The organism is Microbacterium sp. Be9, assembly GCF_011754135.1.
Classification (GTDB): Bacteria; Actinomycetota; Actinomycetes; order Actinomycetales; family Microbacteriaceae; genus Microbacterium; species Microbacterium maritypicum_A.
This window is the reverse complement of record NZ_WNWT01000004.1, coordinates 99,279-116,182: the sequence shown is the minus strand read 5'-3', so window position 1 is coordinate 116,182 and position 16,904 is coordinate 99,279. Positions and strand designations below refer to the sequence as shown.

Here is a 16,904-nt window from a genome sequence, read left to right as displayed (position 1 = left end):
GATCGACACGGAGTACGTCATGCGTATGTCGGGCACGGTCTGAGGGACCACATCCCCCGGACCGGCATCGACGCGATCCGAACGCAGCGTGCACTCGGTGGCCCACCCCGCCTCGGCATCGATCGAGACCGTGTCGGTGCGGCGATCTGTGTTCCCGTACCTGATTCGGTAGGTCGTTCTCGTACCTGATTCGGTAGGTCTCGACGCCGTTCGCCGTCGATGCAGGGACACCGGCGAGGTCAAGCGCGTGCTGAACGGAGTGCCGGAGATCTGCAGGCGCGACGTTGCTGCCACGGAGTCCGGACCCGGATTCGCCGCTGCCCCGACTGCGGGGTCGTACCCGGGAACGGCTCTGTGACCGTCGTCCCCGACGTCGTGCTGGGCCTCGGGGCCGGTGTCTATCGCGGCGTCGGAAGCGCGGTTTCCTGCGGCACTGCCTCGACCTGCGGGCTCGGCGCGTCCATCTGGCTGATCAGCACGACACCCGCGGTCGCCGCGCCCACTCCGGCCATGGCGCCCGGCGATCACGAACATCGGGCGACGGGTTGTCCGCCTCCGCTCCACGCTCGTGTCTGCATCGATACCGGTGAGAAGCAGCGCTCTTCGAAAGTGGTCACGGCAGAGTATCGACCACGCTCATCTCGAAGGTCATCCGGGAGTCGGGGACGTCGCCCGGGATCACCCCCTCGCCTACAGACGTGGTGTCCGTGGTCTCCACCACGATTCCCGTCGCCATGTCGATCGTCAACGTGAACCGCCGAAGCGATGTCTCCGTGCTCTCAGAGGAGCCGAGATGCGAGTCGAAGGTGACCGTGCGTCGTCCATTCTGTTCGGCTCCCACCGTCGAGCCCGGGAGCAGACTGAGCGCCCGATACATCGCAGCACGCATCTCCGGGTCGCCGACGTTGTGCGACAGCAGTCCGATGATGAGCCACCCGACCTTCCCATCGGCCCATCCCTGCTCGTCGGCGCCCAAGTACTCGTGAATCCACGCGATCATCGTGGCCGGGTCACGCGGCAACGATTCAAAGAACCAGAGCACATCCTCGGCACCGCCCTCGGGGAGCCGTGGCGCATCTGACGGGAACAGGCCGACCGCTGGCCCGTAGGACTGCAACGCCTCATCCTGCTGTGCAAGACCTTGCACCTGGTCGCCGTAGACCCCACCTGCGACGGGAGCTCCCCACTCCTGATACCACTGCGAGCGAAGGTTCGCCGGCGCGTAGTCGGCACCGCTGCGGCTGATGACCCATCCACTCGATGCTTCCGCGCGCGATGCACCGTAGCCGGGCTGCCCTGCGTCGCCGAGGTCGGCGTCGAACACGCCCAGGGTCTGCGACGTCCACGCCCGCCGCAGATACTGGCCGGGCGCGAGCACCGGTGGCGTGAAGCCCGCTGTCGCGTTCGCTGCCCCCAGGAGCGCCTCCGGGCCCGTCATCGGTGAGACCGCGGGTGACGGCATCGGAGTAGGCACGAGCACCGGCCCCGGCACGCGGGTCGGCACCGCCTCAACAGTCGGCACGGGCGTCGGGGCCGTGATGTTGCTCACCACGAGCACTCCGGCGGTGACGGCAGCTGCCGCGCCGACGGCGCCCGCGGCGATCAACCATGGCCGCCGCGCCGCCCGTGAACGCGCAGGAGAGCGTTCATTCTGGATCTCCATCAGAAGGAGGGCACGCGCCGCAGTGAGATTGTCATCCGCCCCCTCGATCTCGGGCCTGGTCTGCTGAACCTTCTCAAACACGTCCAAGGGTCTCTCCCTTCTTCTGCTGCTGCTCGAATGCCTGGATCCTCCGGGTGGAGTCCAACCGTCTGCGGACGCGATTCAGCCGCGATCGCACGGTACCGACGGGAACGCCGAGTGCCGCCGCGACCTCGTCGTAGCTCATCCCCTGCCAGGCATAGAGCAGGAGTGCCTCACGATCTCTCGGCGCGAGCGCCGCGATGCGCGTCTTCAGCGTCTCGACCTCGCGCTCGGCATCGAGGCGGGACATCGCATCGTCCAGATCTCCGAGCGTCGAGTGCTCTTGCCGGGAGATGGATGCCGCGAACGACTTCCACTGCTTCGCCTCCAGCGCGCGATGGCGACGGATCAGGCGCGAGGCGATCCCGAGAAGCCAGGGCACCGCCGATTCGATGTCCGTGTCGAAATCGGCGCGTCGGCGGAAGGCGACGAGGAATGTCTCGCTCAGGACGTCCTCGGCAGCATGCCGGCCGAGGCGATACGTCGCGAACGCGTTGACCGCGCGCGCATGTCTGTCGAAGAGCTCGGCGAACGCCGCCGGCTGCTGGAGAGATCGCTGGATGATCTCGCTGTCTGTGGTCACGCTATGTATTGGCCGTGCGCCGTCGAGCGGTTCACGCTTTCTTTGACGACTTCTGCGATGCACCCAGATCGAGCCGCATCAGCACCCGAGGGAATCCGTCCAGGACAGAACCGGTGTCTGCCGCCTTCACGAACCCCGCGCTCTCGAACAACGACCGCGTGCCGACGTACGCCATGGTGAGATTGACCTTCTCCCCGCCGTTATCGACCGGATACCCCTCGATGGCGGGCGCGCCGCGCTCCATCGCGTAGGCCACTGCTCCCTCGATCAGCGCATGCGAGATGCCCTGCTTCCGATAGCCCGGTCGCACGCGAAAGCACCACAGTGACCATACGTCGAGATCGTCGACGTGCGGGATGAGGCGGTTGCGGGCGAAGCTCGTGTCGTTCCGCGGATGCAGCGCCGCCCATCCCACCGGTTCGTCATCGAGGTACGCGATCACGCCAGGAGGTGGATCCTGGTGGCACAGTTCCCGGACCCGATCGGAACGCTCCTGCCCTTTCAGTGCCACGTTCTCTTTGCTGCCGATGCGGTAGCTCAGGCAGAAGCACACGTTCGACGTCGGCTTCTTCGGCCCGACGAGAGTCGCGACATCGTCGAAATCCGTCGCGGGCAGAACCTCGATGGTCATGGGTTCAGTGTGGCGCACAGGGCCGACATCGCGCGATCGAAGCGCGGGCTACTCTCCGCGCAGCACGTCCAGTGCGTGCCGGAAGTCCTCGGGATACGGGGACTCGAACGTCACCCAGTCCCCCGTCGTCGGGTGCGCGAAGGCGAGCTGATGCGCGTGCAGCCACTGGCGGGTGAGCCCCAGCCGCGCGGACATCGTCGGGTCTGCTCCGTAGAGCGGGTCGCCGACACAGGGGTGGCGGTGCGCAGCCATGTGCACGCGGATCTGATGCGTGCGGCCCGTCTCGAGGTGGATCTCGAGCAGCGACGCGCCAGGAAACGCCTCGAGCGTCTCATAGTGCGTGACAGACGGCTTCCCGTCGGGCACGACGGCAAACTTCCAGGAGTGGTTGGGGTGACGCCCGATCGGCGCATCGATGGTCCCGGCAAGCGGATCGGGGTGACCTTGGACGACGGCGTGATAGATCTTCTCGACGGTACGGTCCTTGAACGCCTGCTTCAGGACCGTGTACGCGTGCTCGGACTTGGCGACGACCATGAGGCCGCTGGTGCCGACGTCCAGCCGGTGCACGATCCCCTGACGCTCGGAAGCTCCGCTCGTCGCGACGCGGAAGCCGGCGGCCTCCAGCGCTCCGACGACCGTCGGGCCCTCCCAGCCGACCGACGGATGGGCGGCGACCCCCGTCGGCTTGTCCACCACGATGATGTCATCGTCGTCGTACACGATGCCGAGCTCCGGCACGGCGATGGGAACGATCTTCGGCGCCTCTTTCGGCTGCCATTCGACATCGAGCCAGCCGCCCGCGCGCAGGCGGTCGGACTTGTCGAGTGTCACGCCGTCGAGTCGCACTCCCCCTGCGGCGGCGACGTCAGCAGCGAAGGTGCGGGAGAACCCCATCAGCTTCGCCAAGGCTGCGTCGACGCGGGTACCGTCCAAACCGTCCGGAACCGGCAGGGACCGCGATTCCACGGTCAACGTCCTTCCGATGCGGGAGCCGCATCCTCCGAGGGAGAATCGTCATCGGTCGAACGCACCGGCACGGGAGCATCGGCGTCGAGCATGTCGTCATCCGTGTCGGTCGCCAGGACAGCCGCCGTCGCGGCGGCTTCGGCTTCTTCCTCGGTCTCGACGATCTCGTGATCGCGTTCGCGCGTACCGTCGAAGCGCAGGCCGAAGACCACGAGCAACGCGACCGAGATCATCCCCGTCACGATGAAGATGTCGGCGACGTTGAAGATCGCCGGCATCATCCACGGCATCGAGATCATGTCGACGACGTGCCCCACCGGAAAGCCGGGCTCACGAAACAGACGATCACTGAGGTTGCCGAGGACTCCGCCGAGGAGACAGCCGAGCACGACCGCCCACAGGCGGGACTTGAGCCCGAACGCCTTCCAGACGATCACGCACGCTACGACCGCGAGGGCGATCGTGAAGATCCAGGTGACCTCGGATCCCAGGGAGAACGCCGCCCCGGGGTTGCGAACGTAGTACAGCTGAAGGAACTCCCCCAGGACCGGAACCGGCTCCTGGTAGGGGAGGTTCTCGATCGTGAGGTACTTCACAAACTGATCGGCGGCCAGTACGAGCGCTGCGAGAATCGCAACGACCGCACCGGCCGCCGACCGACGAAGGGGACGGCGTCCTGACAAGAGGGCGCCTTACAGACCGATCGCGGAAACGGGTGTCGAGTCCGTGGAGGTCGACTTCTCGTCGAGCTCGCGGAGCTGACCCTCGATGTAGCCGCGCAACTGCGAGCGGTAGTCGCGCTCGAAGTTGCGGAGTTCGGTGATACGAGCCTCGAGAGTGTTGCGCTCGCGCTCGAGTCGTGCGGACTCCTCGCGCTGCTTGGCCTCGGCCTCGGTGCGGATGCGGGCGACCTCGGTCTCGGCCTCCGCGATGAGCGCGTTCCGCTTCGCCTCGCCCTCGGCGACGTGCTCGTCGTGCAGACGCTGTGCGAGTTCGATGATGCCAGCGGTCGCGGTCGCGGAACCGGTCGGAGCGGGCTCCGCGGGGACCTCGGCCACGGGGGCGGGAGCCTCGACAGCGGCGGGCGCGGCGGCTTCAGGAGCAGCACCGGACTCGTACGCGGCCAGCTTGGCCTTCAGCTCCACGTTCTCCTCGAGAGCCTTGCGCCACTCGATGACGATCTCGTCGAGGAAGTCGTCCACCTCGTCCGGGTCGAAGCCGTCCTTGAAGCGGACGTGCTGGAACTGCTTGGTGACGACGTCATCCGGGGTAAGTGCCATGGGTGGCTCCTCTTTCGATGAGTTCGATTGCCAGTATCGATGTATGGCGTGGTCGTGATGTGGCGCGAACCCGGGGCGCGCACCTGGGTGCCAGCATAGCCCCCGAGCATTGGCGCCGCGATGTCACGACACCCAGAGTGGGAGAAGTCGCAGCCACCGGATCAGGGGACACGCCGGGATTTCAGCGGATGAACAGCCCGACGACGTTCATCAGAATCAGGACGATCAGCAGAGTCAGCGCGAAGCCGAAGTCGAGCGAGAGCGAGCCGATCCGCAGTGGCGGGATGATCCGCCGGAAGAACCGGATGGGCGGATCGGTGAGGGTGTAGACGGCCTCGGCGAGCACGAGCCCGAATCCCTTCGGACGCCATTCGCGATTGAACATCGGAATGTAGTCCAGGATCAGGCGCGCGAACAACACGAAGATGTACAGCAGGAGCACCAGATGGACGATGCTCGCGAGGACGGAGACCAGCTGCACGGGCTACGACTGGTCGAAGCCCGCAGACTCGGCGTCTGCGTGTGCGATGCCCCCGTGACCCGATACGGCGATGTTCTCCGGCGACAGCAGGAACACCTTCGAGGTCACGCGCTCGATCCGGCCGTAGAGGCCGAGGGAGAGCCCACTCGCGAAGTCGATGAGGCGGCGCGCGTCGGCATCGCTCATCTGCGAGAGGTTGATGATGACCGGGACGCCCTCGCGGAAGCTCTCCGCGATCAGCTGGGCGTCGCGGTACTGCTTCGGGTGGACGGTGAGAATCTCGTTCACGGCTCCTGCAGACGGCTGGCGGACGGCGACGGGGCGGCGCAACGGCGTGACGGGGGCCGGTGCCGGCTCCTCGCGGTCACGGTCACGCTCGCGGTGAGCGCGGGCGGGCGCCTGCGTCTCTTCCTCGTAGACCTCTTCTTCATCGGCGAGGCCGAGATACACCATGGTCTTCTTCAGTGGGTTACCCATCGTGTCCTCCGGTTCGAACGTGTCGGGCTGGTCTTTTCACAGGTTAACCCCGGTCGGGCCGGGGGCCGGTGATTGCGGAACCGATCCGCAGGTGTGTCGCGCCGGCGGCGATCGCCTCGGCGAAGTCTCCGGTCATCCCGGCTGAGATCCACGACGCGGTTGAGTCGATCGCACGCACGCTGTCGGCGATGTCGTGCAGACGAGCGAAGGCGGAAGCGGGTTCCTCATCGAGGGGCGCCACGGCCATGACGCCGCGCAGCCGCAACGACGGCAGGGCCAGGACATGCTCCGCGAGGGCGACCGCCTGAGCCGGCACGACTCCCCCACGACCGGGGTCGTCGGTGAGATTGACCTGGACGAGAACGTCGAGCCGACCATCATCGTCCGCAGCGCGGTGCAGAGCATCCGCGAACCGGTCTCGATCGACCGAGTGCACGACGTCCGCACTCCGGCGGATCGCCGCCGCCTTGTTCGTCTGCCCCTGGCCGATGAAGTGCCAGCGCAGATCTGGTGCTGCGACTTCTGCTTCCTTGGCCGACAACTCCTGCTGGCGGTTCTCGCCGACGTCCTTCACGCCCAGCCCGTGCAGGGCACGGACCAGCGACGCCGGGTGGAACTTCGTCACCACGATCCGGGTGATCTCCTCGGAGCTCCGTCCGGCCGCCTGCGCGGCGGCGGCGATCTTCTCGTCGATCGCCGACAGCCGCGCAGCCAGGCCGGAAGGCTCGGCCGCGTCGACCGAGGACGTCACTTCAGGAATTCGGGGATGTCGATGTCGTCATCGGCGAATGCCGGCTCGATGCTGGTGGCCGGCACGCGCTGCTGCACGGGCTCAGGCTGAACCGTCTCGCTCTTGCTCTCGGGCTCGTCCGTGAGCGCGACCTCGGGAAGCGACGTCGTGGACGGCCGCGAAACGACCATCGGGTCCAGCCGGAGGGAGGGTTCGCCGCCGTCGAAGCCGGCCGCGATCACCGTCACCCGCACCTCATCGCCGAGCGTGTCGTCGATGACCGTACCGAAGATGATGTTGGCTTCGGGGTGGGCGGCTTCCTTGACGAGGTCGGCCGCATCGTGGATCTCGAAGATCCCGAGGTTCGAGCCGCCCTGGATCGAGAGCAGCACGCCGTGCGCACCTTCGATGCTCGCTTCCAGGAGCGGAGACTCCACGGCCAGCTCCGCAGCTTTGATGGCACGGTCGGCCCCACGAGCGGAGCCGATACCCATGAGCGCGGATCCCGCACCCTGCATGACCGACTTCACGTCGGCGAAGTCGAGGTTGATGAGACCCGGAGTCGTGATCAGGTCGGTGATCCCCTGCACACCGGCGAGGAGCACCTGGTCGGCCGTGGCGAAGGCCTCGATCATCGAGATGCCGCGGTCGCTGATCTCGAGGAGGCGGTCGTTCGGCACCACGATGAGGGTGTCGACCTCTTCCTTGAGCTTGGAGACACCGGCTTCGGCCTGGCTCTGGCGGCGGCGGCCCTCGAACGAGAACGGCTTCGTCACGACACCGATGGTGAGGGCGCCGATGGACTTCGCGATGCGTGCCACGACGGGCGCGCCACCGGTTCCGGTGCCACCGCCCTCGCCGGCCGTCACGAAGACCATGTCCGCACCGGTCAGAGCCTGCTCGATCTCCTCGGCATGATCCTCTGCGGCACGTCGGCCCACCTCGGGGTCGGCACCGGCACCGAGGCCGCGGGTGAGTTCGCGACCCACGTCGAGCTTGACGTCGGCGTCGCTCATGAGCAGCGCCTGCGCGTCGGTGTTCACGGCGATGAACTCGACTCCGCGGAGGCCGAGATCGATCATGCGGTTCACGGCGTTGACGCCGCCACCGCCGACGCCGACGACCTTGATCACGGCGAGGTAGTTCTGGTTCTGGCTCATGGCCGGCCTCCGATTATTCGAGCCTGGAAGTGGGTGAACCTTAAACCTCAAGTAGAGGTGTAAAGTATTTCCCGGTATTGCGTTCTCTTTGATCGAAGGTAAGCGCCGCCCGGCCGCGTTCGCGCGAAGACACGGGCGTGTCGCCCCATTCCCCGAGAAAGGGATCAGCCGACGACGGCGACTTCGGGGGAAGTGACGTCGATCGACGCGGCTTCGGGGTTCGAGGCCATCGCCTTCGAGAGGACGACGGCCTTCAGCGCGGACTCCTCCGCGCTCCCCCAGACCACACTCAACCCGCTGTTGAGCGTGAGAGTCACGTCGTCGGCGGTGCGCGCGCTGATCTCCGTCAGCGCCGCACGGATTTCGGCGGGGAGCGAGCGCACCACGAGACCTGCGCTGCGGAACGCCGCCGAGTCGACGCCGCCCGGGACGTCGATCACCGGCTGCCCCGCAGGCTGATCCGAGGTGGTGGAGAGGGCGACACCGGCGGCATCGACCAGCGTGTACCCGGCGTCCGAACGGATGACGCCGACCGGAGTGCGTTCCACGATGCGCACGGTCAGGTCATGTGGTGGACGTGCTTCGAGGGAATAGGTCTCGATGAGGGGGAAGGCCAGCAACGCGGCCTTCACCTTGCTGGAGTCGACGAGCGCGAGCGGGGTTCCGAGCTGGTCGCCGAGCGCGGCCTCGATGGCTGCGGGGTCGAGAGTCGTGGCCCCGGCGACGCTGATCTTCTGAACGGCGAAGAGCGGACTGTAGGCCGCGGCGACACTGCCCCCGACGAGCAGGAGTGCGGCGCCGATGCTGCTCAGCCACACGATCCTGCGCCGTCTGGAGCGCTGCGTGAAACGACGGATCTCGGCGCGAAGCGCCTTGCGTCGTGCGCGGGCCGCGCGCCAGACGTCCCTCGTCGACGTCGGCTGCGGACCGCCGGTCGACGTGTCATCCCTGTGCTCCTCGGGCGTCACGTCATCGGACATCACGTCATCGGCGGCCGAGAACTCCTCCTCCGCTTCAGCATCGCGTCGCCGCCTGCGGGACTTCGCCCCCGGCGCGGCGTCCTTCTCCCCCGGACTCTCCGGGGTGGTCGGAAGCGGTGCAGGCCGACGCATCGGCTATGCCCCGTCGGTCCGACGCAGCGAATCCAGGACCTGCGGGATGATCTGGTAGACGTTTCCGCAGCCGAGCGTGACGATGAAGTCACCTTCCCGTGCGACGGCGGCGGTGTAGTCGGCGGCCTGCTGCCAATCCGCGACGTAGTGCACGTGCGACGGGTCCTGGAACGCGCCGCTCACCAACTCGCCGGTGACACCGGGCACGGGGTCCTCCCTGGCGCCGTACACGTCGAGCATCACGGTGTGATCGGCGAACTCCTCGAGGACGTCGGCGAACTCCTGGTACATGTGCTGAGTGCGCGAGTAGGTGTGGGGCTGCTGAATCGCGATGATCCGTCCCGCTCCTGCGATGCTGCGCATCGCCTCGAGTGCAGCCCGCACCTCCGTGGGGTGGTGCGAATAGTCGTCGTACACGGTCACGCCGCGCTCGACACCGTGCTGCTCCAGTCGACGCACGGTTCCCGCGAAGCCTTCGACGGCGCGAACGGCCTCCGCGAGCGAGTAGCCGAGCGCACGCAACACCGTCACGGCCCCCGCCGCATTGATCGCGTTGTGCACACCGGGAACGGCGAGCTGCATACGCGCCTGTTCCTCACCGTGCGTCAGCGTGGCGGCGACCGGACCCGCGGCGACGATGTCGGTGACGCGTACATCCGCTCCTTCGGCCTGACCGAACGTCAGCACGTTCGGGTGAGAGAGACCGGCACCGACCCGCAGCGCACCCGCGTCGTCGCTGGAGATCACGACCGCCTCCGTCGCGGCGTCCGCGAACTGCACGAATGCCTGGTGGAAGGCCTCATCCGAGCCGTAGTGATCGAGGTGGTCGGGATCGACGTTGGTGATCAACGCGACAGCGGTGTCGTACAGCAGGAACGTGCCATCGGACTCGTCGGCTTCGATGACGAACAGCTCTCCCGATCCAGTCGCGCTGGATGTGCCGAGCTGCTCGATCACGCCGCCGTTGACGAAGTGCGGATCCGCGCCGAGCTCACGCAGGGCGGTCACGATCATGCCCGTCGACGTCGTCTTTCCGTGGGCGCCGGCGACGGAGACGAGACGGCGTGTGCCGATCAGCCAGTGCAGGGCCTGCGACCGGTGGATCACGTGGAGTCCACGGGCCTTCGCGGTCACGAACTCGGGATTCTCCGGCCAGATCGCTCCGGTGTGCACGACGGTGTCGGCGTCACCGAGGTGAGCGGCGTCGTGACCCACGTGCACCGTCGCGCCGGCGGCCGCCAGCGCGCGCAGATTCTCGCTGTCCGCGCGGTCGCTCCCGGAGACGCGGATGCCGGCGTCGAGGAACATCTTCGCGAGACCGCTCATACCGGAACCGCCGATGCCGATGAAGTGCGCGGAGGTGATCGTCTCGGGAATGGGGAGGGAGAGGTCGGGTCTGATCATTTCCGCTTCAGTCTACTTTTCTTCGGTCTCGTCGACCGCGTCAGACGGCGACGAGTGCGCGGTCGATGAGGGTGATGACGTTCTCGGTTCCGGCGCGGGTTCCGGCGGTCTCTGCAGCGGCGGCCATCCGTGCGATGCGCTCTCCGTCTCCGAGCAGAGGGACGACGATGCGCCGCACCGCGTCACCGTCAAAGGACGCATCGTCGAGCAGCTCTGCGGCCCCTGCAGCGACGGCCGAGGCGGCGTTCAGACGCTGCTCGCCGTTGCCCACGGAATACGGGACATACAGCGCGGGGATCCCCAGAGCACTGATCTCGCTCACGGTCGCTGCCCCGGAACGGGAGACGATCAGATCGGCCAGAGCGAACGCGAGATCCATGCGGTCGACGTAGCGGTGCAGCGCGTAGCCGTCGACGCCCGGATCGGCGAGGTCGCTGCGCTCACCCGTCACGTGCAGCAGCTGCCAACCGGTGCCCAGGACGTCGCGCCACGAGTCCGCGAGCGCCTCGTTGAGCCGCTGCGCTCCCAGCGAGCCGCCGAACACGAGAAGGACGGGGCGGTCGGCGTCGAGGCCGAAGTACTCCGCCGCCTCCGCGCGCGAAGCCGCGCGGTCGAGGGCGATCACCTCCCGCCGCAGGGGCATTCCGACGACCTCGCCACCACGGAGCGGAGTGCCCTCGAAGGCAACCCCCACCGCGGCCGCACGGCGTGCCCCGAGCACGTTCGCCAGCCCTGGCTTCGCGTTGGCCTCGTGCACCACGAACGGCACGCCCTCACGGCGCGCGGCGACGTATGCCGGCGCAGACGCGTATCCGCCGAAGCCCACCACCACGTCGATGCCGTGCCGACGGATGTGGTCGCGCACCTGGGCGATGGCCCGACGGAACCGCCCCGGGAACGACAGGGCCTGCCTGTTCGGCCGCCGCGGGAAGGGCACCTTGTCGACGATCAGCAGTTCGTAGCCGCGCGCGGGGACGAGACGGGACTCCAGTCCCTCGGCCGTGCCGAGCACGAGCACGGAGGCTTCGGCATCACGTGCGCGGAGACCGTCCGCGACGGCGAGCAGGGGGTTGACATGACCGGCGGTGCCACCGCCGGCGAGGAGATACGAAGTCACCTGGTGACCCTACCCCGCTCGGCTGACTGCTTCTCGGTCACAGGGATCGTCCGTGCGAACGCCAGCAGCACGCCACAGGCGATGAGCACCGCGAGCAGGGCCGTGCCGCCCTGGGACATGAACGGAAGAGGGACGCCCATCACCGGGAAGACGCCGATCACGACGCCGACGTTCATGACGGCCTGGCCGACGATCCACACGGTGATGCCGCCGGCTGCCACGCGGATGAACGGATCCGGTGTCTTGCGGATGATGTGGAAGGCGCCGATCGTGAAGAACGTGAACAGGGCGAGCACGACGATGCAGCCGATCAGGCCGAGCTCCTCGCCGACGATCGCGAAGATGAAGTCATTGCCCGCGGCGGGGAGCCACCCGTACTTCTCCTGCGAGTTGCCGAGGCCGAGGCCGAAGATGCCTCCGGTGGCCATACCCCAGATTCCGTGGATCGACTGGTAGCAGTCCGTGTAGTAGAGCGCCATGTTGTCGCAGGTCGCGGTGATGCGCCGCATGCGGTCCTCGCTCGACAGCGCGTAGGCGAGCACCGCGATGACGCCGAGGATCAGCGGGATGATGAACAGCCGGAGCTTGACGCCCGAGAAGAAGAGGCACCCGAGGAGGATGAGCACCAGCACCATCGCGGTACCGAGGTCCTTGCCCGCGAGCACGGTGCCGATCGCGAGTGCGCCGACCGGGATCACGGGGATGAACACATGATGCCAGGTGCCGAGCATCGTGCGCTTGCGCAGCAGCACGGCAGCGATCCAGAGCGCGAGGGCCAGTTTGAGGAACTCGGAAGGCTGCAGGGTGAAGCCCGCGATCTTGACCCAGTTCCGGTTACCGCCGTCCTCGATACCCAGCGGAGTGAACACGAGCATCTGCAGCGCCACGGCCCCGAACAGTGCGGGCCACGCCATCCTCTTCAGGAAGTCCACCGGCAGACGGCTGATCAGGAACATCAGCGGGATGCCGAGCAGCGCGAACACGCCCTGGCGCAGCACGCCATCCATCGGGTTGACCCCCTTGGAGACGGCTGTCGCGCTGGTCGCAGACAGCACCATGACGAGACCGAAGAGGGTGAGGAGCAGCGCGGTCGAGGCGATGAGCAGGAACTCGGTCGACACCGGGGTGAACCGGCGACCGAGCGAGACCCTGGCCGCGAGACCGCCGGACTCAGAGCGCGGAGGGCGGGATACCTGTGTCATCGGCGCTCCCCCGGTCGATCCAGTCCCGCACCGCCTCGGCGAAGCGATGGCCTCGTTCCGCGTAGCCGGAGAACTGATCGAAGGATGCCGCCGCCGGGGCCAGCAGGACTGTGCCCTCGTCGTCGACGATTCCCGCGGCGATCTCCACGACACGGTTCATGACCTGTCCAGTCTCGCCAGCATCCACCTCGAACACCGGCACCCCGGGCGCGTGTCGTCGGAATGCCGCGACCACCACGGAGCGTTCGACCCCGATCACGACGGCTGCACGCGCCGTCGTGCCGACCTCAGCGACCAGGTCGGAGATGTCGACCCCCTTCAGATCTCCGCCGATCACCCACACGGCGCCGGGGTATGCGCGCAACGACGACGCCGCGGCGTGCGGGTTCGTCGCCTTGGAGTCATCGATCCAGGTGATGCCGCGGTGCCGGGCGACGACCTGGATGCGATGCGCATCGAGGCGGAAGGACTGCAGGGCCGTGTGGATGGCCTCCGGCTCGACGCCGAGCGAGCGTGCCAGGGCACTCGCAGCGAGGATGTTCTGCACGATGTGAGGAGCGGCGAGACCCGCCGCATCGAGATCGGCGACCGTCGTCAACTCGAGGGCGCTGCGCGAGCGATCGTCGAGGAAGGCCCTATCGACGAGCAGTCCCTCGACCACGCCGAGATCGCTCGGGCCGGGGATGCCGAGATCGAAGCCGATCGCACGGGCTCCCTCGACCACCTCCGCCTCTTCCACCATGCGACGCGTGGCCTCGTCCGCCTTGTTGTAGACGCACGCGATCCGGGTGTTCCGGTATACGACGGCCTTCGCGTCCCGGTAGGCGTCCGCGCTCCCATGCCAGACGAGGTGATCGTCGGCGAGGTTCAGGCACACGGAGGCGTAGGGGAACAGCTCCCCTTCGGGCCTCGACTGTCCCAGATACCAGAGCTGATGGCTGGAGAGCTCGACCACGAGGACATCGAACCCCGCAGGGTCGCGTTCGGCGTCGAGCACCGGCACGCCGATGTTCCCGCAGGGGGCCGCCCGCAGTCCGCCTTCCACGAGCAGCGTGGCCGTCAACTGGGTGGTCGTCGTCTTGCCGTTCGTCCCGGTGATGAGCACCCAGTCCGCCGGCGTGCCGTCGGCACGGACGACCTTGTCGCGCACGCGCCAGGCGAGCTCGACGTCACCCCAGATCGTGACAGCGGATTCCTGCGCCCACCGGATGAGTGGATGCGACGGCGAGAATCCCGGCGAGGCGATGACCACCTCGGGGTCGAACTCGACGAGCACGGGCGGAACCTCGGCGAGCGGGCCCAATTCGAGTCGGGCGCCGATCACCGGGAGCAGTCGCTCGTACTCATCCTCAGCCGACTCGCTCAGCACGAGAACGTCGGCGCCCAGTTCGGCGAGCGTGTCCGCCACCGAGAATCCTGTCATCGAGAGGCCGAGCACGGCGACCCGTAGACCGCTCCAGTCGGCGTTCCAGCTCGTCAGTCCGGCGAGACGATCAGTCGACACGAGTGAGCCATTCGACGTAGAAGAGTCCGACCGCCGAGACGGCGAGCAGCCCGGCGATGATCCACATGCGCACCACGATCGTGACCTCGGACCACCCGCGCATCTCGAGATGGTGGTGGAACGGGCTCATGAGGAACAGCCGCTTGCCACGAGTGATCTTGAAGTACGCGCGCTGCAGGATGACCGAACCCGACGAAAGCACGAAGACGCCGGCGATCACGAGCAGGAGGAGCTCGGTGCGGGTCAGGATCGCCATCGCGGTGATGACGCCGCCGATCGCCATCGACCCGACGTCCCCCATGAAGACCTTCGCCTTGGGCGCGTTCCACCAGAGGAATCCGATGAGGCTCGCCGCGAACGACGCCGCGATGATGGCGAGGTTGAACGGGTCGCGCACTTCGTAGCAGCCGCCGAGGGCATCGGGATCGCCGCCGATGCACGGCTGCTTGAACTGCCAGAACGCGATCACGCTGTAGGCGCCGACGACGATGACGCCGGCTCCGGCAGCGAGCCCGTCGAGTCCGTCCGTGAGGTTCACACTGTTCGAGGTCGCGACCCCGATGATCGAGATCCAGACGAGATAGAGGATCCATCCGAGCACCACGCCGAAGGCGAACAGGTTGAGCCAGGTGATGTCGCGGAACAGCGAGATCGCGGAGCTCGCCGGTGTCTGGCCCCACTTGTTCGGGAAGTTCAGCGCGACGATGCCGAAGGGGATGATGACCAGCAGCTGGCCGATCACCTTCCGCCAGCCCGAGAGCCCGAGGCTGCGCTGGCTGCGCACCTTCATGTAGTCGTCGATGAATCCGACGGCGCCGAATCCGACCATCAGCCAGATCACGAGCAGCGCGGAGAGTGCGGGGACTTCACCGCTCACCAGCACACCGGTGAAGTAACCGACCATCGAGCCGACGATGAAGATGACGCCGCCCATCGTGGGGGTGCCGCGCTTGGCCTCGTGACTCGGGTTGTGGACGGACTCCGGGGTACGGATGACCTGCCCCCAGCCCCACTTCCGGAAGAGCCGCAGGAAGACGGGGGTCAGGAACAGGGTGAAGGCGAGCGAGATCGCCGCCGACATGATGAGAGACCTCACGAGAACAATTCTCCCAGACGATCGCCGAGATGCCGGAGGCCCACGGAATTGGATGACTTCACGAGCACGCGGTCGCCGTCGCGGAGCTCGGTGCGGAGATACTCGAACGCGGCGTCCTGGTCGGGCAGATGGACTGCCTCGCTGTCCCAGGAGCCCTCCCCGACCGCGGCGAGGTAGAGGCGCCTCGCCTCGGGGCCGACGACGACGATCCGCTGGATGTTCAGACGCACGGCGAGCAGCCCGATCCTGTCGTGCTCCTCCCCCGCGCTCTCACCGAGTTCGCTCATGGCTCCGAGGACCGCGACGGTGCGCTCGTCGGGACCGGTGATCTGTGCGAGCGTGCGCAGGGCCGCCGCCATGGAATCCGGGCTGGCGTTGTAGGCGTCGTTGATGATCCGCACCCGATCGCTGCCCAGGGGCTGCATGCGCCAGCGTTCGGCGATCTCGACCGTCTCCAACCGGGCCACGGCGTCGGCCGCCGAGACCCCGAGCACGCGTGCTGCGGCGATGGCCGCCAGAGCGTTGGAGATGTGGTGCGCCCCGAGCACGCGCAGCCGCAGGGGAATCCGTTCGGCGTCGACCTCGATGACGCAGGACGTGCCGGAAGCGGATACCTCGATCTCATGCGCGCGCACGTCCGCTGTGGGCCCCTGACCGAAGCCGACGGTGCGGAGTCCGCGAGCGTCCGCGAGTTCGCGCATGGCCGCGACACGCGGGTCGTCGACGTTGAGCACGGCGGTCCCGGGCACGCGGGCGGCGGCGACGAGCTCGGCCTTCGCCTTCGCCGTCTCCTCGATGCCGCCGAATCCGCCGGCGTGCGCCATGCCGACCATCAGCACGACGGCGACGTCCGGCTCGACGAGTCCTGCGAGGTGAGCGATGCTCCCCGGAGCCGCGGCACCGAACTCGCTCACGAGGAAGCGGGTGCTCTCCGTCACCCGGAGCATGGTGACGGGGGCGCCGACCTCGTTGTTGAACGACTTCACGGGGGCGACGGTCTCGCCTTCCCCCTCGAGGATGCGCGCGAGGAAGTTCTTGGTGGTGGTCTTGCCGTTCGACCCGGTGATGCCGACGATCCGGAGCGCGCCGTCGGCACGGACACGCGCGACGACCTCCCTCGCGAGTGCACCGAGGGCGGCGACAGCGTCCGGAACCACGATCTGGCTCACGGCGACGTCCACCGGGTGCTCGACGATCGCCAGGGCCGCTCCCGCGGCGACAGCCGACCCGACGAAGCGGTGTCCATCGGTCTCGGCTCCGGGCTTGGCCACGAAGATCGATCCAGGCCCCATCGTGCGTGAATCGGTGTCGACGATTCCGTCGACCACGGTCTCGGCCGTGTCTTCACCGGCCACGCGCAGATCACCGCCGAGTGCAGCGGCGATCTCAGCGAGCGTCAGGGCGATCATGTCAT

17 protein-coding genes are annotated in these 16,904 nt (G+C 67.5%); all 17 read right to left on the bottom strand.

The window, feature by feature from the left end; translation table 11 throughout:
* Positions 1-613: 613 nt before the first annotated feature.
* Entirely contained in the window at positions 614-1,750 is a 1,137-nt protein-coding gene (locus GLO27_RS04745) for a hypothetical protein (protein ID WP_021201565.1), read from the bottom strand.
* On the bottom strand, positions 1,737-2,327 hold the full coding sequence (locus tag GLO27_RS04740) for a sigma-70 family RNA polymerase sigma factor (RefSeq protein ID WP_167253889.1): 591 nt from the start codon (positions 2,325-2,327) through the stop codon (positions 1,737-1,739). Before GLO27_RS04740 ends, GLO27_RS04745 begins: the two co-directional genes overlap by 14 nt.
* 31 nt (positions 2,328-2,358) lie before the next feature.
* Complete coding sequence (locus GLO27_RS04735) at positions 2,359-2,958, bottom strand: GNAT family N-acetyltransferase (RefSeq protein WP_167253887.1); 600 nt, start codon at positions 2,956-2,958, stop codon at positions 2,359-2,361.
* 48 nt (positions 2,959-3,006) lie between these two features.
* A complete protein-coding gene (locus GLO27_RS04730) occupies positions 3,007-3,927 on the bottom strand; it encodes an RluA family pseudouridine synthase (RefSeq protein ID WP_029258343.1) in 921 nt (306 codons plus the stop codon).
* A 2-nt stretch (positions 3,928-3,929) separates the two neighbouring features.
* Positions 3,930-4,610, bottom strand: a complete 681-nt coding sequence (lspA, locus tag GLO27_RS04725; RefSeq protein WP_046399048.1) for a signal peptidase II — start codon at positions 4,608-4,610, stop codon at positions 3,930-3,932.
* A gap of 9 nt (positions 4,611-4,619) precedes the next feature.
* Complete coding sequence (locus GLO27_RS04720) at positions 4,620-5,207, bottom strand: DivIVA domain-containing protein (protein WP_021201570.1); 588 nt, start codon at positions 5,205-5,207, stop codon at positions 4,620-4,622.
* Between the two features lie 181 nt (positions 5,208-5,388).
* A complete protein-coding gene (locus tag GLO27_RS04715; protein ID WP_167253885.1) occupies positions 5,389-5,688 on the bottom strand; it encodes a YggT family protein in 300 nt (99 codons plus the stop codon).
* A gap of 3 nt (positions 5,689-5,691) precedes the next feature.
* A complete protein-coding gene (gene sepF / locus GLO27_RS04710) occupies positions 5,692-6,165 on the bottom strand; it encodes a cell division protein SepF (protein WP_017830233.1) in 474 nt (157 codons plus the stop codon).
* A gap of 43 nt (positions 6,166-6,208) precedes the next feature.
* Positions 6,209-6,916, bottom strand: coding sequence for a YggS family pyridoxal phosphate-dependent enzyme (locus GLO27_RS04705; RefSeq protein ID WP_021199341.1), 708 nt, complete (start codon positions 6,914-6,916; stop codon positions 6,209-6,211).
* The gene (gene ftsZ / locus GLO27_RS04700) at positions 6,913-8,055 is read right to left on the bottom strand and encodes a cell division protein FtsZ (RefSeq protein WP_167253883.1); all 1,143 of its coding nucleotides are present in this window, start codon (positions 8,053-8,055) and stop codon (positions 6,913-6,915) included. The genes GLO27_RS04705 and ftsZ overlap by 4 nt, the downstream gene beginning before the upstream one ends.
* A gap of 164 nt (positions 8,056-8,219) precedes the next feature.
* Positions 8,220-9,167, bottom strand: coding sequence for an FtsQ-type POTRA domain-containing protein (locus GLO27_RS04695; protein WP_167253881.1), 948 nt, complete (start codon positions 9,165-9,167; stop codon positions 8,220-8,222).
* A 3-nt stretch (positions 9,168-9,170) separates the two neighbouring features.
* Entirely contained in the window at positions 9,171-10,571 is a 1,401-nt protein-coding gene (gene murC / locus GLO27_RS04690) for a UDP-N-acetylmuramate--L-alanine ligase (RefSeq protein ID WP_167253879.1), read from the bottom strand.
* Between the two features lie 40 nt (positions 10,572-10,611).
* Positions 10,612-11,688 (bottom strand): UDP-N-acetylglucosamine--N-acetylmuramyl-(pentapeptide) pyrophosphoryl-undecaprenol N-acetylglucosamine transferase, encoded by a 1,077-nt coding sequence (locus GLO27_RS04685; RefSeq protein WP_029258349.1) that lies wholly within the window; start codon positions 11,686-11,688, stop codon positions 10,612-10,614.
* Positions 11,685-12,890 carry a putative lipid II flippase FtsW gene (ftsW, locus tag GLO27_RS04680; RefSeq protein WP_029258350.1) on the bottom strand — a complete coding sequence of 402 codons (1,206 nt, stop codon included), beginning with the start codon at positions 12,888-12,890 and terminating at the stop codon, positions 11,685-11,687. Before ftsW ends, GLO27_RS04685 begins: the two co-directional genes overlap by 4 nt.
* Positions 12,859-14,394, bottom strand: coding sequence for a UDP-N-acetylmuramoyl-L-alanine--D-glutamate ligase (gene murD / locus GLO27_RS04675; RefSeq protein WP_167253877.1), 1,536 nt, complete (start codon positions 14,392-14,394; stop codon positions 12,859-12,861). The genes ftsW and murD overlap by 32 nt, the downstream gene beginning before the upstream one ends.
* A complete protein-coding gene (gene mraY / locus GLO27_RS04670; protein ID WP_029258352.1) occupies positions 14,384-15,490 on the bottom strand; it encodes a phospho-N-acetylmuramoyl-pentapeptide-transferase in 1,107 nt (368 codons plus the stop codon). The genes murD and mraY overlap by 11 nt, the downstream gene beginning before the upstream one ends.
* The gene (murF, locus tag GLO27_RS04665; protein ID WP_096359496.1) at positions 15,487-16,899 is read right to left on the bottom strand and encodes a UDP-N-acetylmuramoyl-tripeptide--D-alanyl-D-alanine ligase; all 1,413 of its coding nucleotides are present in this window, start codon (positions 16,897-16,899) and stop codon (positions 15,487-15,489) included. Before murF ends, mraY begins: the two co-directional genes overlap by 4 nt.
* Between the last annotated feature and the right edge of the window lie 5 nt (positions 16,900-16,904).

Excerpts from the sequence above, each read along its gene's own strand:
- GLO27_RS04735 (WP_167253887.1), bottom strand. The coding sequence starts at position 2,958 with ATGACCATCGAGGTTCTGCCCGCGACGGATTTCGACGATGTCGCGACT.
- GLO27_RS04720 (WP_021201570.1), bottom strand. The coding sequence starts at position 5,207 with ATGGCACTTACCCCGGATGACGTCGTCACCAAGCAGTTCCAGCACGTC.
- sepF (WP_017830233.1), bottom strand. The coding sequence starts at position 6,165 with ATGGGTAACCCACTGAAGAAGACCATGGTGTATCTCGGCCTCGCCGAT.
- ftsZ (WP_167253883.1), bottom strand. The coding sequence starts at position 8,055 with ATGAGCCAGAACCAGAACTACCTCGCCGTGATCAAGGTCGTCGGCGTC.
- GLO27_RS04695 (WP_167253881.1), bottom strand. The coding sequence starts at position 9,167 with ATGCGTCGGCCTGCACCGCTTCCGACCACCCCGGAGAGTCCGGGGGAG.
- murC (WP_167253879.1), bottom strand. The coding sequence starts at position 10,571 with ATGATCAGACCCGACCTCTCCCTCCCCATTCCCGAGACGATCACCTCC.
- ftsW (WP_029258350.1), bottom strand. The coding sequence starts at position 12,890 with ATGACACAGGTATCCCGCCCTCCGCGCTCTGAGTCCGGCGGTCTCGCG.
- murF (WP_096359496.1), bottom strand. The coding sequence starts at position 16,899 with ATGATCGCCCTGACGCTCGCTGAGATCGCCGCTGCACTCGGCGGTGAT.